General features: G+C 36.1%; 9 protein-coding genes. 4 read left to right on the top strand and 5 right to left on the bottom strand.

Features of this window, described 5'->3' with window-relative positions; translation table 11 throughout:
- The 3 genes from KAOT1_RS23200 to KAOT1_RS21970 form a co-directional block, all read left to right on the top strand.
- A partial coding sequence (locus KAOT1_RS23200; RefSeq protein ID WP_007094522.1) for a T9SS type A sorting domain-containing protein occupies positions 1-378 on the top strand: 378 nt, incomplete at its 5' end.
- 146 nt (positions 379-524) lie between these two features.
- A complete protein-coding gene (locus KAOT1_RS09245) occupies positions 525-3,122 on the top strand; it encodes a fibronectin type III domain-containing protein (protein WP_007094521.1) in 2,598 nt (865 codons plus the stop codon).
- Between the two features lie 206 nt (positions 3,123-3,328).
- Positions 3,329-7,018: a fibronectin type III domain-containing protein gene (locus KAOT1_RS21970; protein WP_007094520.1), complete on the top strand. Its 3,690-nt coding sequence runs from the start codon at positions 3,329-3,331 to the stop codon at positions 7,016-7,018.
- Between the two features lie 111 nt (positions 7,019-7,129).
- Here KAOT1_RS21970 and KAOT1_RS09235 read toward each other — a convergent pair whose 3' ends face one another.
- Positions 7,130-8,308, bottom strand: coding sequence for a cytochrome-c peroxidase (locus tag KAOT1_RS09235; protein ID WP_007094519.1), 1,179 nt, complete (start codon positions 8,306-8,308; stop codon positions 7,130-7,132).
- A gap of 389 nt (positions 8,309-8,697) precedes the next feature.
- Here KAOT1_RS09235 and KAOT1_RS09230 point away from each other — a divergent pair, with 389 nt between their 5' ends.
- Positions 8,698-9,225, top strand: a complete 528-nt coding sequence (locus KAOT1_RS09230; RefSeq protein WP_040559977.1) for a glutathione peroxidase — start codon at positions 8,698-8,700, stop codon at positions 9,223-9,225.
- 426 nt (positions 9,226-9,651) lie between these two features.
- On the opposite strand, the gene KAOT1_RS09225 is transcribed toward KAOT1_RS09230, so the two are convergent.
- The 4 genes from KAOT1_RS09225 to KAOT1_RS09210 all read right to left on the bottom strand — a co-directional run bounded on the left by KAOT1_RS09225 (position 9,652) and on the right by KAOT1_RS09210 (position 16,666).
- Positions 9,652-10,449, bottom strand: coding sequence for a DUF1853 family protein (locus KAOT1_RS09225; protein ID WP_007094517.1), 798 nt, complete (start codon positions 10,447-10,449; stop codon positions 9,652-9,654).
- A 114-nt stretch (positions 10,450-10,563) separates the two neighbouring features.
- Positions 10,564-12,975 carry an alpha-ketoacid dehydrogenase subunit alpha/beta gene (locus KAOT1_RS09220; RefSeq protein ID WP_007094516.1) on the bottom strand — a complete coding sequence of 804 codons (2,412 nt, stop codon included), beginning with the start codon at positions 12,973-12,975 and terminating at the stop codon, positions 10,564-10,566.
- Positions 12,976-13,200: 225 nt separating this feature from the next.
- Positions 13,201-13,713, bottom strand: a complete 513-nt coding sequence (locus tag KAOT1_RS09215) for a hypothetical protein (protein ID WP_007094515.1) — start codon at positions 13,711-13,713, stop codon at positions 13,201-13,203.
- Positions 13,714-13,840: 127 nt separating this feature from the next.
- Complete coding sequence (locus KAOT1_RS09210; protein WP_193363740.1) at positions 13,841-16,666, bottom strand: gluzincin family metallopeptidase; 2,826 nt, start codon at positions 16,664-16,666, stop codon at positions 13,841-13,843.
- Between the last annotated feature and the right edge of the window lies 1 nt (position 16,667).

The following is a 16,667-nucleotide window of genomic DNA, read 5'->3' as shown; positions in this document are numbered from 1 at the left end:
CTTTGGGATGGAGGTAATACAATCATTGATTACGTAAAAGTCACTTGGTTAGGAGGTGCACAAGACATCTTATATAATGTAACCCCAAATCAAAAAATAAGCATACAAGAAGGAAGCAGTCCGTTAAGTACAGAAGAATTTCAAACAAAAAATGAAATTCAAGCATATCCAAATCCAACTACAGGAAAAATCTGGTTGCAAACAGCTAACAATCAAACCTATCAATATCTAGTTTTTGATAGCAGAGGTATGCAAGTAAAAAAAGGACAAATAACACCGCAAAATCATATTGATATTTCAGCATTATCTTCTGGATATTATTTGCTCAAAATAATTGGAGAAAAAGGTATATTTAATAAAAAAATAATGTTAAAATAATCTAAAGATAAACTGTAGGAAAAACCATTTTTTTAGGCATTTTATCGATAAAAAATATCTTTTTGTCGATATTAACACGTGTGATTCAAAAAAAATGTGGTTCTTTCTACTGATATTCAACTAACTAACAAAAAATCAAACTTTTTATGAAAAAAATTACACTTAAACTTTTTATGATAATGTTCTTGTTAGGTACCTATATAGGTGTCTCACAAACATTAAATCAGGCTGCGAGTTGGCCTAACGCAGCATGGACACTTTCAGGTTCTTACACTGCTGGAGGACTCGCTGGAGATCCTACAACAACAGGAGCTAATTTCATCTTTGACGATGATGCGGCAGGAAATGGATCTGCTGATAATATCATAGCAACTTCACCAGTAATCGATTTAACTGCAGCAAGTGGCGCTGGAGAAACATGGATTACTGTGAGTGGAAACTTTACGTACTATGCTTTAGGAGGTGATGTATTGGCTATTGAAGTGTATGATGCTGATGCAATGACTTGGAGTGCTATCCAAACTTTTTCAGGAAACACTACTACTGTTGCAGACTATCAAAACTGTACAATCTCAGAAGCTTACACTTCTTCGGTACTTGATATTTCAGGATTTACAGCAACACAGTTATCTGGATTCCAATACCGTGTTTCGTATGATGACCAAGGTGGATGGCAATATGGATGGTGTATCGAATCACCAACAATTACTTCAGCAGCACCGCCATCATGTATTGATCCATCTATGTTAACAGCTACAAACATTATGGAAACGTCTGCTGACTTAGGTTGGACAGAAAATGGAACAGCGACTGTTTGGGATGTTGAGCTTGTTCCAAGTGGAGCAGCGGCTACAGGAACTCCAACGGCGTCAGGAGTTGCAAATCCTTACATGGCATCAGGTTTAACAGGAAATACGTCATATGATTTTTACGTAAGAGCTGACTGTGGAGGAAGTGGAACTTCAAACTGGGTTGGACCATTTACATTTACTACAGAATGCCCAGCAGTAATAAATGCGCCTTACACAGAAGACTTTGAGGCTTTTACAACTGCTACTACAGCCTTCACATCTGGAAATTGCTGGACAGGAACTGGAGGAGCATACTTTTGGGAAGCTGCACCTGGTACTGATGTAGGATCTGGAGGAACTGGACCAGATCCAACAATAACTACAGGAAATTACTTCTACACAGAAGCATCTGCGGGAGCTAACGGTGATACCACTGATTTAGTATCTCCATTAGTAGATTTAACAGCACTTACAGCACCAGCATTAACATTTAACTATCATATGTTTGGAGGACAAATAGGTACTTTAGATGTTTTAGTAAATGGAACAACAAATGTTTGGACATTAAGTGGACAGCAACAAACTTCAGCAACAGCTCCTTTCGAATTAGCTGTAGTTGATTTAGCTGCCTTTGCAGGACAATCTATCACTATTACATTTAGAGCAACGAGTGCAGGAACATTTGAAGGAGATATCTCTATTGATAATGTGTCTTTTACAGAATTACCTGCATGCCCTACACCAAATGCATTAACAGTAACAAATATTACAGATACAACTGCAGACTTAGGTTGGACAGAAAATGGAACTGCAACTCTATGGGATGTTGAAATCGTAGATGTTACAGCTGGAGGAACAGCTACAGGAACAGCTACAGCTACAGGAGTTACTAATCCTTACACGGCAATGGGACTTACGCAAAACAATGATTACGAATTCTATGTAAGAGCTGACTGTGGTGGTGGAACTCTCTCAACTTGGGCTGGACCGTTTGCGTTCACAACAATGGAAACTTGTCCTTCACCAACTGCATTAACAGCTACAAATATTATGGAAACGTCTGCTGACTTAGGTTGGACAGAAAATGGAACTACTTCTGTTTGGAACATAGAAATCGTTGATGTCACTGCAGGAGGAACGTTCACAGGAACACCTACAAACGCTGGAGTAGTTGGAAACCCTTTCAGTGCTACAGGTTTAGTAGGAGATAATAGCTACGAATTCTACGTACAAGCTGACTGTGGAGTTGATGGAACATCTGCTTGGGCAGGACCATTTGCTTTTGCTACACCTTATGTAGCAGTACCACCATCTTGTACAAATGATACTTTCTTAGATTCAGGAGGAAGATCTGGGGACTATTCTAGTAATGAGAATATTACATATACAATCTGTCCAGATAATGCTGGAGACGTAGTAAATGTTGAATTTACATTCTTCTCAGTTGAAAATAATGGTGCTACAGCTTGTTGGGATGGATTAACTATTCACGACGGAGCTGATGCGACAGCAACAACAATCGATTCACCTAACGGACCACTCTGGTGTTGGGATAGAGACGATGCACCAGCTGCAGGTTCGGGAGATTTACAAGGAATGACAATCACTTCAACTGATGCTTCAGGATGTTTAACGTTTGTATTTACTTCTGATGGATCTGTAACAAGAGAAGGATGGGAAGCAGATATTACTTGTACACCTTTATCAGTAGAGTCTGCTGAAGTTAGAGGTTTTATCCACTACGTAGATACAGTAAATAACGCTTTTGTAGTAAATGCACAAAGCAATATTCAATCTATTGAAATATACAACTTAGTTGGACAAATCATCACTACAGCTAAGCCAAACGCTGCTTCTGGAGAGGCAAACTTAGGTTCAGTTAAAAATGGTGTTCTCTTCGCAAGAGTAACATTAGAAAATGGAAGAACTTCAGTAGTAAAATTCGTGAAGTAATCCATTAAAAACATATAAACTATCAAAAGCTGCTCGTTATTGAGCAGCTTTTTTTTAAAAAAAAATTATCAAAATACAATTGCATAATTATAAAAACATAGTTAGAAATTAAAAAGTACTATTGAAAATCAAAGTGTTCTGTTGTGTAAAATCGTTTAGTTTATAAATAATTCATATATTTATCTAACTAACTAAAAACAACGTACATGAAAAAAACTACACTTAAAGTTTTATTTCTAATGTTTTTTGCATTTGCTTACACTGGCTTTGCTCAAACATTGAACCAAAATGCGATGTGGCCTAATGCGAATTGGTCGCTTACAGGAACATACAATGCAGATCCAACAGCTCTAGAAGCTGATCCTACTGTATCACCAAATTTTGCTTTTGATGATGATGATGCAGGAAACGGAAGTGATGATGATATTGCAGCAGAATCACCAATAATTGACCTAACTGCAGCATTTACAGCAGGGGAAACATGGATATCAATGTCAGGTAACCTTGTTTACAATTACAATACTGATGATATCTTACAATTTGAATATTGGGATGCTGATGCTAATACTTGGAATATTATTGGAACACCTTTTAATGCTGATACAGCTGGAGCACCAACAAATGATTTTTGTTCAGGTACTTCAGAAGCCTACACGACAGATATACTAAACATTGCAGGATTTACACCAACGCAATTGGCTGGTTTTAGATACAGAATTTATTTTGACGATTTAGTAGGTGGCGCAGGTTTCGAATGGGGATTCTGTTTTGACGCTCCTACAATTACATCTACAACTCCACCATCATGTCCAGATCCTTCAATGTTGATGGTTGCTAATATTACAGAAACAACAGCAGATTTATCGTGGACAGAAAGTGGTTCTGCTACTGCATGGGATATAGAAATTGTTCCAGCAGGAACACCTCCAACAGGAACGGCTACAGTAACAGGAGTAACAAATCCTTACACAGCAACTGGACTCACTGAAAATACGGAGTATGATTACTATATAAGAGCTAATTGTGGAGTTGATGGAACATCTGCTTGGGTTGGCCCTTTAACATTTAGAACTGAATGTGCAGCAATCGCAGCACCATACTCTGAAAACTTTGAAACATTTACAACGGCAGCAACAGCATTTGTATCTGAAAATTGTTGGACAGGAACTGGAGGAAGTTATTTCTGGGAATCAGCTCCAGGTACTGATGCAGGATCAGACGGAACAGGACCAGATCCATCAATAACAACTGGAAACTACTTCTATACCGAAGCGTCGGCAGGTGCAAACGGAGATACGACAGATTTAATATCTCCATTAGTTGATCTAACAGCGCTTACAACACCAGCATTGACATTTAACTACCATATGTTTGGTGGCGATATGGGAACGTTAGATGTATTAGTAAATGGAACAACAAATGTATTTACAATAAGTGGACAACAACAAGCTACTGCAACATCACCTTGGGAACTAGCGGTTGTAGACTTATCAGCATTTGCAGGACAAACAATCTCTATTACATTTAGAGGAACAAGCGCAGGAACATTTGAAGGAGATATCTCCATCGATAATGTTGCATTTACAGAATTACCTTCTTGTGCAGCACCAAATGCATTAACTGCAACGAATATTGACGGTTTTTCTGCTGATTTAGGTTGGACGGAAAACGGAACAGCTACACTGTGGAATATTGAATTAGTAGATATTACTGGTGGAGGAACAGCAACAGGAACTCCAACTAATACAGGTGTAACAAATCCTTTTAATATAACTGGATTAACTCCTTCTAATGATTACGAATTCTATGTGCAGGCAGACTGTGGAGTAGATGGAACATCAGCATGGGTTGGACCTTTTTCTTTCTCTACTACTGTTGCATGTCCAGAACCTACAGCATTAACAGCTACAAACATATTGACAACCTCTGCTGATCTTGGATGGACAGCTGGTGGATCAGAAGGACTTTGGGATGTTGAAATCGTAGACATCACAGCAGGAGGAACCGCGACAGGAACACCTACGGCTACAGGGGTCTCAAATCCATATAATGCTACAGGTCTTACAGACAATAACAGCTATGAATTTTATGTAAGAGCAGATTGTGCAGCTAATGGAACGTCTGTATGGGTAGGGCCGTTTGCATTTACAACAGCTTGTAATCCATTCATGGCGCCTTATACAGAAGATTTTGAAACATTTACAACAGGAGGATCAGCTTTTGTTAGTGAAAACTGTTGGTCGGCAACTGGTGGTGCTTACTATTGGGAATCTGCTCCAGGAACTGACAATGGGTCAGGAGGAACAGGACCAGATCCGTCCATAACAACAGGAAATTATTTTTACACAGAAGCATCTGCTGGAGCAAACGGTGATACTACAGACTTAATTTCTCCATTAGTAGATTTATCAGGACTCACTGCACCAGCATTGACATTTAACTATCACATGTTTGGGGCACAAATAGGAAAACTAGACGTAATTGTAAACGGAACTACAAACGTATTCACGCTTGCTGGGCAACAACAAACATCGGCAACAGATCCTTGGGAACTAGCTGTAGTAGATTTAGCAGCATTTGCAGGACAAACGATCTCTATTACTTTTAGAGGAACGAGTGTTGGTACTTTTGAAGGAGATATTTCTATTGACAATGTGTCTTTCACAGAATTACCTGCATGTCCAACGCCAAATGCATTAACTGCTACTATGATTACAGATACATCTGCTGAATTAGGATGGACAGAAAACGGAGCCTCAACTGCTTGGGATGTAGAAATTGTTGATATTTCTGGTGGTGGAATGTTTACAGGAACACCTACAGCTTCTGGAGTTGCAAATCCATATGCTGCCATGGGACTTACGCAAAATAACGATTATGCATTTTATGTAAGAGCAGATTGTGGTGGCGGAACATTCTCTGGATGGGCAGGACCATTTAATTTCTCTACATTGGAAACATGTCCAGCACCTTCTGGATTAACTGCAACAAATATTATGGAAACTACTGCTGACTTAGGTTGGACAGAAAACGGAGCAGCTACTTCTTGGAATATAGAATTAGTAGATATTACAGCTGGAGGAACTGCTACAGGAACGGCAACTGCTTCTGGAGTAACGAATCCGTATACTGCAACAGGATTGGTAGGAGATAACAGCTACGAATTCTATGTACAGGCTGACTGTGGACCAGATGGAGTTTCTGCTTGGGCAGGACCATTTGCTTTTGCTACACCTTATGTTGCTGTACCACCATCATGTACAAATGGAACATTCCTAGACTCAGGTGGGCAAAGTGGAGATTATTCAATTAATGAAAATATTACCTATACGATTTGTCCTGATGTTGCAGGGGAAGCCGTAACAGTAGAATTTACTTTCTTTTCAACAGAAAACAACGGAGCAACAGGTTGTTGGGACGGATTGACCATTCACGATGGAGCCGATAACACTGCGGCAACAATCGATTCACCTAACGGACCACTTTGGTGTTGGGATAGAGATGATTCACCAGCAGCAGGTTCAGGAGATTTACAAGGTATGATGATTACTTCTTCAGATGCTTCAGGATGTTTAACATTTGTATTTACTTCTGATGGATCAGTTACAAGAGAAGGTTGGCAAGGTACTGTTACATGTGCGCCATTATCTGTTGAATCTTTTGAATCAAGAGGTTTTGTACACTATGTAAATACTGTGAACAATAGCTTTGTAGTAAATGCTCAAAGTAATATTAGTTCTATTGAAGTATACAACTTAGTTGGTCAAATTGTTACAACGGCAAAACCACAAGCCAATACAGGAGAAGCTTTCTTAGGTTCTGCTAAGAATGGTGTTTTCTTTGCTAGAGTAACATTAGAAAACGGAAAAACTTCAGTTGTAAAATTCGTGAAGTAATTCTATAACATATTTTCTGTCAATTATAAACAAATGGTTGACAATTTGAAACAAAAAAACCAGTGAAGCTATTTCACTGGTTTTTTACTTTTATAGCAGTTTTGTATTACGCTATTCTAAAAATGGATCTGAGAACTTTGTATCATTCACAACAGTTTCGTCTGTAAGTGTTCTTAAAAAAGCTACCAAAGCGTCTTTTTCAGCCTGTGATAAGTTCATTCGTCTAGGTTGTCCGTTTTGCATCAATCTATTGTCTAATGCTGGACCTAATTGAATCCCTGAATTATAAAATTCTACCACTTCTTCCAAACTTGTCAAACGACCATCATGCATAAATTGTGCGGAAGTTGCTATATTTTTTAGAGAAGGAGATTTAAAAATGATAGTTTCGCCAGCATCCAAACCATTACTTCTTGAATTTGCAGCTAAAGAAAAACTTGGTAGTTGATGACATCCTGCACAGTTAATTCCACCTTCATTGGTTGTGAAAATTTGCTTCCCGAGATTTTCTTCTACTGAAAATCCAGGGAAATCTTGTCCAACACCATTTCCTGGTGCATTCGGATTATAGACTTGTGCAAATGCCTCATCAAATCTACTATCTGTAGAAACCATACAACGAATATATTGTGCCAATGCTAGCTGAATTCTTTCTTCGGTAATAGTTTCATCACCAAAAACCATCTCAAATAACGCTGGATAATACACGATTGAATTCATTTTAGTAATCAATGCGTTCAGTCCGCCATTACTTTCATCAAAACCCATTTCGATACTATTAATAATAGGTTCGGTGGTTTGTGCTTCCAAATTTGGTGCGCGTTTATCCCAAAAAAACGATTCGCCTTCATAAAATCGAGCATTCAACAATCGCATAGAATGTGCACTTGTAATGCTAACACCATCAAAACCTGTACTAAATTGATTGTTATCTGTAAACGCAATACCTTGTTGGTGACAACTTGCACAGGAAACCGCATTATTAACACTTAGTTGTTTATCAAAAAATAGAATTCTACCCAAAATAGCACCTTCATCAGTTGCCTGATTATTTGCAGGCTCATTAGTATCTCCAACCGAATTTATATAGTGAATTGGATAATCAGGATTGCTGTAATTTGGTAAATTTTCAAAATTAATTGAAAAATAATCAGACATATCAACACCATTTACGTTTGTATCTGTGGGAACTGTTGGTGTGTTTGTTGTTTCTTCGGGAATTTCTGTATAGACTTCTTCATCAGTACAAGAAAATAATAAGATCGAAAATAGAAATACATACTTTTTCATAAGGCATTGGTGTTTAAAATTAACAAAGTAGTATTTCTTCAATAAGCAAGTTGATTGTGATGATAGTCTAAGATGTTGTTTTGACTAAAAATTGGAGTAATGGTTTAATCTGTTCCAAAAAAATAAAAAAAGAGACTGTGAAACTCTTCTTTATTGCGATACTATGGTGCGATAACATTTGCTTCTGGAATAGTAAAAGTAGTTTTATAAATCAGCTTTTGTGGCCTGTATTCAAAGTTTACCATACGATTTTAGACCTCATTTTGAGAATACTTATTTCGTATGTTCTACAAATTGATCTTATTCAGAAACAATTCAAATGACATGATTTGCACTTTTTGCGACAAAATAAGCTTGATAAAATGATTATTTTTACAAAAAACGTTGTTATGAAAGTATTGAAAAAAGCCAAATTACACTCCAATGTAGTCGTTGAAACAAAAGAAATTCCTGTATATGACATTGCCATCAATGATTTGGCAGGAAAACCTATTTCGCTTAAAGATTTTAAAGGTAAAAATATCCTTTTTGTAAATGTGGCTTCCAAATGCGGATTTACCAAACAATACAAAGAGTTGCAATTGTTGAGTGATACATATAAGGAGAATTTGGTGGTAATCGGTTGTCCGTGCAATCAATTTGGGAAACAAGAACCTGGCAATTCTGAACAGATTCAGGAGTTTTGTGAACTGAATTTTGGCGTTACTTTTTTATTGACTGAAAAACTAGATGTAAAAGGAAAAAATCAACATCCGTTGTATGAATGGTTGACGACTAAAAAGTTGAATGGAAGACGAAATTCTAAAGTACGCTGGAATTTTCAAAAGTATCTAATTGACCAAAACGGAAAACTAATTGATTATTTTTATTCCATCACAAAACCAAGCAGCAAAAAGATTACGAAGTATTTAGATTAACGTGAGTTTGACGTAAGAATTTTAGTTTGAAACTTTTCTTTTCCGCAGTATAGCAGGAGTTTTTCGTTAAAAATTTTCGAAGCCTTGGAGAAATGTTAATTCATGAACTCCATAACTGAAAATAGAGCATGGTGAACTAAAATTTAGAAAAATTCATGCGGTTTTAGTTTTTCCCTAAAAGAAAAACTAAAAATACCTCTGGAAATCAAAGATTCATGAGTTCCATAATTGGAAATAGAAATCATACGAACTAAAAGTTCCCTTTCTTTTGTTGATGCCTGTGCTGAACTTGATTCAGTATTCTTTGGGTAAGCAAAGAAAACGAAAATAAAACGCTGAAAATGAATTATATAGTAGAATTATTTTTAAAATTACTACAAATGTAAATTGAATGATTTATATCGAACTGACGTTAGATTAATAATTTTACCAGAAAACAATAAAAAATTCTTCATAAATAGCGTTGTGCTTTTGCCAGCACAATGGCGAATGCTTTTGATGTAACATTTCTAGAATAGTTTCTTCAACATCATTAAATTCTGACCAAACGGTATGTTGCGAAGGATTCATTCCCCATTCTTTTTTAGTAGGTAAGTAATACGTTTTTTTAGACGTATTTAGGTTTTTAAACGTTTTAAAATCAATATAATATCCTTTGATGGCTTTTCGGTAAGCAGGACTAAATTCAATGTTGTATTCATACGGAATGTACAAAGAAGCTAGCAAGCACAATTGTTGCGAAATCTTATCGGTTTCTGTGATAGAAAGAGTTGTTTTGGTTACTTCTCGATGCAATAACGGAAATTGTTTCTGTTTTAGTTTGTCTAATTTTTCTTTGAGCGAATCTTTTCTGTTTGGTCCAATCCAATTATTAATAATTTCTGTGGAAATGGAAGGATCATACAAGTAGAATTTGTAGGCTAATTCTAAGTGAATCAACTGTTTTGTGTGATTATTTTCAATAATAAAATCAATTTCGCCAACAGTGTTTTTATTTTTTTTAATTTGAATATTCTCATGAAGCAACTTAAAATTAGTCGCAGATTTGATACAATAAGAAACAATCTTTTCCGCCAAATGTCCCAATCTTAAGTTTGTAGGCAATTTAAAATCGAGTTCTGAGTGAACAGCTAATTCCGACAACTGAAAATTTGGAAAACCTGTAACCGAAGTACCTAGATTTTCTGTGTGTAAAACAGCTTTTATTCTTGATTTGGAGTTCATATGAGATTCAAAAATAACATATTTATATAAAAAAACGCCAAACTCAAAAAGCCTGACGTTATACGTTATATACTATTTTATGAAATACTGAGCAAAATTCAGCATGATATTGATCTAATACATTTCAGGATAATCTGTTGGATTTGCTTCGTGCATCATTGCATAGACTTTTTCAAAAACATCTTCCGCAGAAGGCTTTGAGAAATAATCTCCATCAGTTCCATACGCAGGTCTGTGCGCTTTTGCTGTTAAGGTTTGCGGTTTGCTGTCTAAATATTGATATCCGTTTTGTTCATCTACAATATGTTGTAAGATAAATGCAGAAGCACCACCAGGTACATCTTCATCAATAACCAACAAACGATTGGTTTTTTGTACACTTTTTACTGTGTCATGGTTGATGTCAAAAGGTAACAATGATTGACAGTCAATGATTTCAATATCGATGCCAACAGCTTGCAATTCTTTGGCAGCTTGTTCTATGATACGTAAAGTAGAACCATACGAAACAACAGTCATATCTGTTCCTTCTTTGATCGTTTCTATGACTCCAATTTGCGTTTTAAATTCACCCAAATTCGTTGGTAATTGTTCTTTTAAACGATAACCATTCAAGCATTCGATTACCAAAGCTGGTTCGTCGCTTTCCAATAATGTATTGTAAAAACCTGCTGCTTTGGTCATGTTTCTTGGAACTAACACATGAATTCCTCGAATAGAGTTGATAATACCGCCCATTGGAGAACCTGAATGCCAAATTCCTTCCAAACGATGTCCACGCGTTCTAATGATTACAGGCGCTTTTTGAGTTCCTTTGGTTCTGTATTGTAACGTTGCCAAATCATCACTCATAATTTGCAATGCGTATAATAAATAATCTAAATACTGAATTTCTGCAATTGGACGCAATCCACGCATCGCCATTCCAATTCCTTGTCCCAAAATAGTAGCTTCACGAATTCCAGTATCAGAAACACGCAATTTTCCGTATTTCTCTTGCATGCCTTCCAATCCTTGATTTACGTCTCCAATTTCTCCGGCATCTTCACCAAAGATCAACGCTTGTGGATATTTTGAAAAGATAGCATCAAAGTTATCTCTCAATACAATACGCGCATCTACTTCTTTAGAAGTTTCTCCGTAGGTTGGAGCAATTGGAGCTATGTTGCGAACGTTTTTTGCAGATTCGCTATATAAATGTGAACTGTATTTTGGTTGAATTTTTTCAAAGTATGACTTAATCCAATCGCTTAACGCTTGTTTTTCCGCAGAACTTTCACCGATAACCAAACGCAAAGCCTTACGCGTAAAACCTGCAATTTCTTTACGAATTGGTTCGGCAATGGCAGCCAAATCTTCCTTAATTTTATTGATGAAAACTTTGTTTGGACTTGATTGCGCTAAGTTTTCTAACAAACTTACAGCTTCCGCTTGTTCTTGCTTCATAGGTGCTACAAACGCTTTCCATGCAGCTTTTTTACCATCACGAACTTGCTTTTTGATATCTTTTTCTAACGCAGTTAAATTTTCGTCAGTTTCAATATCATTCTCAATAATCCATTTACGCATTTGCGCGTTGCAATCATACTCAGTTTCCCAAGCCAAACGCTCTTTGCTTTTATAACGTTCGTGCGAACCAGAAGTAGAATGTCCTTGTGGTTGTGTGACTTGTTGTACGTGAATCAATACAGGAACATGATTTTCACGTGCAATGTCTGATGCTTTTTGATAAGTGGCAATTAATGAAGGATAATCCCAACCATTGACTCTAAAGATTTCGTAACCATTTTCATCTTCAGTACGTTGAAAACCTTTTAAGATTTCAGAAATGTTTTCTTTGGTCGTTTGGTGTTTTGCATGCACAGAAATTCCGTATTCATCATCCCAAACACTCATGACCATAGGAACTTGTAATACGCCAGCAGCGTTGATGGTTTCAAAAAACAAACCTTCACTTGTACTAGCATTTCCAATAGTTCCCCAAGCAATTTCGTTTCCGTTGTCCGAGAATTTTTCGGTGTCAATTCCGTCAACATGTCTGTATATTTTGGAAGCTTGTGCCAATCCTAATAAACGTGGCATTTGTCCTGCAGTAGGAGAAATGTCTGCGCTAGAATTCTTTTGTTTGGTTAAGTTTTTCCACTCACCATTTTTGTCCAAACTATGCGTAGCAAAATGTCCGCCCATTTGTCTTCCGGCAGACATTGGTTCTACTTCAATGTCTGTATGCGCATACAATCCAGCAAAAAACTGTTGAATATTCAATTCGCCAATTGCCATCATAAACGTTTGATCGCGGTAATATCCAGATCTAAAATCTCCGTTTTGAAATGCTTTTGCTAAAGCTAATTGTGGAACTTCTTTACCATCTCCGAAAATACCAAACTTGGCTTTTCCTGTCAATACTTCTCTACGACCTAAAAGACTACATTCTCTACTTACAACCGCAGTTGTATAATCTTGAATAATTTCTTCTTTGAATTGATCGAATGAAATATCTTGTGTATTCTCAACTTTTGCTTGCATACTTTTCTAAATTGAAGTGCTGCAAAAATACAAAAAAACAGGCAAATTTGCAATATAGTAGTGTCTTAAAAAAATGTGAATAATTCAATAAAAAGCATGTTTTAATACGATTTATTAAATTTAAAGAAGAAAATAACTTTTTCGTTGCTAATTGTTTAATTTTTTAAGCGTGATTTTACTTGGTTTTTAGCCAAGGAAAAAACGGAATTAGTTCGTTTCTGTTAGTTATTTTAAAATTTTTGCATATACTAATACATAGTCTTTTTCATAAACTACCTTCATAGTTGTTTTAGTAAGTTCTGTAATCGTATCAATAGAACCATCAAGAAAATTCCCTTTTCCATCTTTTTCCCACTTTTTATCGGGAAATATTTCTTGAGTTTTTATAATCATTCTCCCTTGTCTTGAATTGATAGGAATGACCATTTGATATAGAATTTCATTTTTTGATTGTATATACCAATTTCCAGTATCTGAGTTTTTTGGTGTAAAAACTTTTGTATACGTGCCATCTGCTTTTACAATAATATCAGGTCCGCTAGCATTGATGGTAATTGGTTCAAGATTTGGAACTTTTAAGTTACGTTTTATTTGTTTGACTTCGTTACCAGCCTGATCTATTACCTTTACAAACTTCCATTCGCCAATTAACATTTCTTTCGAATTGGTTAAGTCAACTTTTGTTTGATCGATTGCTATTGTTGATAGCAACAGCGTAATTATTAATAATGCTTTCATCTTAGAATCTTATTTAAATGAAAAAGTAAATTTTGAACACCGAACACCGAAATTAGAATGCTGAATTATAAGTGTTGAATTTTAAATTGAAAAACTATTTTTCCCAAAAACCCAAAAACCCAAAACCTTAAAACCACTTCCGAGTAAACAACTTCGTCAATGTTTTTGGACTCAGCGTAACGATAAATCGGATACGTTGGTCAAAGCCAGGTTGTGCAATTTCCCAACCGTTGTTGGAATACACAGGAAAATACAATTCAAAAAAGTCAGGAACTAAATTTAGGCGGATACCAGAATCGTATACAAAACGTGCATTTGTTCCGTTATTTTTGATAAATCCTACATCTCCGTAGGCTTCAATCCATTTCCAAATACTGTAACTTACGTTGGATGTTCCAATCCAATCATTGGAAAACGGATTTTCGAGCTTAGATTTAAATCCACCTTCGGCAACGATTAATTGCTGACTGAATAATCCAGTGTCTTCTGATCGTCCGTAATAATTGTAATCGAATAAATAATCGGTTGGTCTATCTAGCGCAAAGCTGAAAAAGTCTGAATTGGTATCATTAAATAAAAACTTACCAAAGAAGAAACGGACGTTAAGTTGTCGGTTGTCTCTAAATAGTTTTCGGTAGTCTAAGTTAAAAGAAACTTTAGAAAAACGTTTGGTGATTTGAAAATCAGTAAACCAAACCATGTGACGAATTGGATCAGGATTTGAGTATACATAACGTGCGTTAAATACACTGTAATTTGGTTCATTATCTAACGTAGGATCTGGAATTTCAGGTTGCTCACGCTGTACAATGACATAGCGTAAATCGATAAATTCTTTTTGATTCGATCTAAAATCAGGATTTCGAAATCCGAAGGTAATTTTTGGAACTAATCGCGTATATGTCAAGTCTTCCGCATAATTAAAGTAATTTCCACCTGCGGTAAAACGTACAAAATACAAGTCACTTTTGGTACTTTCAATATCATGTCGATACGAAATACTTCCCGAACCTACCAATTGCTTAGAGCGTAATCCGTACGAAGGTTTAAAGTCGTACAAAAGACGTTTGGTAAGAAATACTTTGTTGTATAGTCGCATTCCTGGTGTAAATCCGTCATAAAGATTGAATCGTGCAACAGGAACAAAGAATATTTGATTGTAATGTGGGTTTTCGGCGTCTTTAAAGAAGGTAAAGCGCAATTTTTTATTGTTTGCAAAGAAACCATTTAATGATTTCCAGTTGTCTCGTTGGTTAAACTCTGGAATGATTTTGTCGTAGTTTAATACGAGGCGATCAATGCCTTCTCGTGGAATGGTTACGGTTTTCTTTTTTCCGACATCGGTTACCCAATACTTTGAAACTACCGTATCATTTTTGATTCCAAATAGTGAAATAGGGAAGTTGGCATCGTATTTATTTTTGATGGTTACTTGTAGTGAATCTTCTGTTTTTTCTACTTTCTTGATTTTATAATCAATTCGTTTTCTGGAATCTACGTAGTTGTTAAAATACCAATCGATATCTTTTGGCGCTTTCGATTTTAGCAAAGTTTCAAAGTCTGCTCGCGTAGCTTGTTGCAAACGATTTTTAGCATAAAATTCTTTGATAAAATCGTCAATTACACGTTCATCAAAATACGATTTTAAATATTTGAGTCCAACTCCAGCTTTGTATTTGTTGGCAATATTATTATTGAATTTTGTCAATGAATCTTTCGATGTATTTAAAGGTTGATCGATGTTTTTACGCGCCATCAACATGTATAAAAACGGATATTGATCGTTGAATTCCAATTTGGCAAATTCATACGAACGAATTCCCCAAATTTTCGATAATCCGCCTGTAAGTTTCATGTTTGGATAATAGGTTTCCGCATATACCATCAACATATACGTTTCTATGGCATCCGAAATCCACTTTTCCGTACGCGTGTCCATCCATAAAGATTCTTCTAAATTCTTTGTCAAAATAGCTTTAAGGACTTTTATTTCATATTGGAAGTCATCCGTAAAAGGACGTACAAAAGAAGGCAATTGTCCCAATCCATACACAGGATTTTTTCGATCATCAATTTTGGAAATCATCATGTTTTCTCTAGGAAACTCTCCTAATTTTTCATGGATGAATTGCACTACTTTATCAATGGCAATGGCTTGTTTCTTCTCATCAAGTTGGTACGGATCTAAGTTTGTAGTAATGTTTACTTTATCAGTTTGAAATGTTTTAAATTCGGAGTTTTGACGTAATAAAATAGTAATTTCTTTGACGTCTTTTGCGATAAGTTGTACCGTTCCGTTTTCGTCGTTTACCATCGTGTCAGCACTCGAAACTACTGTAAACTTTTTAGGAATTACCAACGTAAGTTCGTGCGTAGCTTGTTCTGTGTATAAATCGTCCAGATTTTTGTTACTGTATAAAACCCAGCCATCTCGGTATGCTGCAGGCGTCATGTACCAATAGCGCAAATTAAAATCACCTTCACGTGTAAATCCATATCGGGTAAATTCATCATACGGAAGTTTTACCTCGTAATTAAGGTTGATTGTAACAGTTTCATTAGGCTGTAACGGCTGATTGAGCGTTACTTTAATAATATCAATTTGTTTTTCTACGCGTTCCCAGTTGAGCGAATTTCCATTGACTTCTATTTGATTGACTTGTGTGTTTCCACGTTTTTTTTCAGGTGAAAGATGAAAATTTCGGTGGAATTCTTCTGCAAATCTTTTGGCTAGTGGCGTATCTTTCCTTGAAAAAGCATGATTCCAATCGTTCAAGTAGATTTCAGAAAGTGTAGTGCCTGTTTCGTTCACGTAGGTAATATTTTGAACGACAAGCATGGTATTGCTTTCCACATTTAGCGTAGCTGTCACTTTATTTTTATGTTGCCCAAAAGCAGTAATGCTAAAGAGTAACAGTAAGTAGATTCCGAGTTGGGTGCGTATTGTATTCAAA

The sequence above is a fragment of the Kordia algicida OT-1 genome (genome assembly GCF_000154725.1).
Classification (GTDB): domain Bacteria; phylum Bacteroidota; class Bacteroidia; order Flavobacteriales; family Flavobacteriaceae; genus Kordia; species Kordia algicida.
The sequence above is the reverse complement of the archived record's forward strand: the minus strand, read 5'-3'. Positions and strand labels throughout refer to the sequence as shown.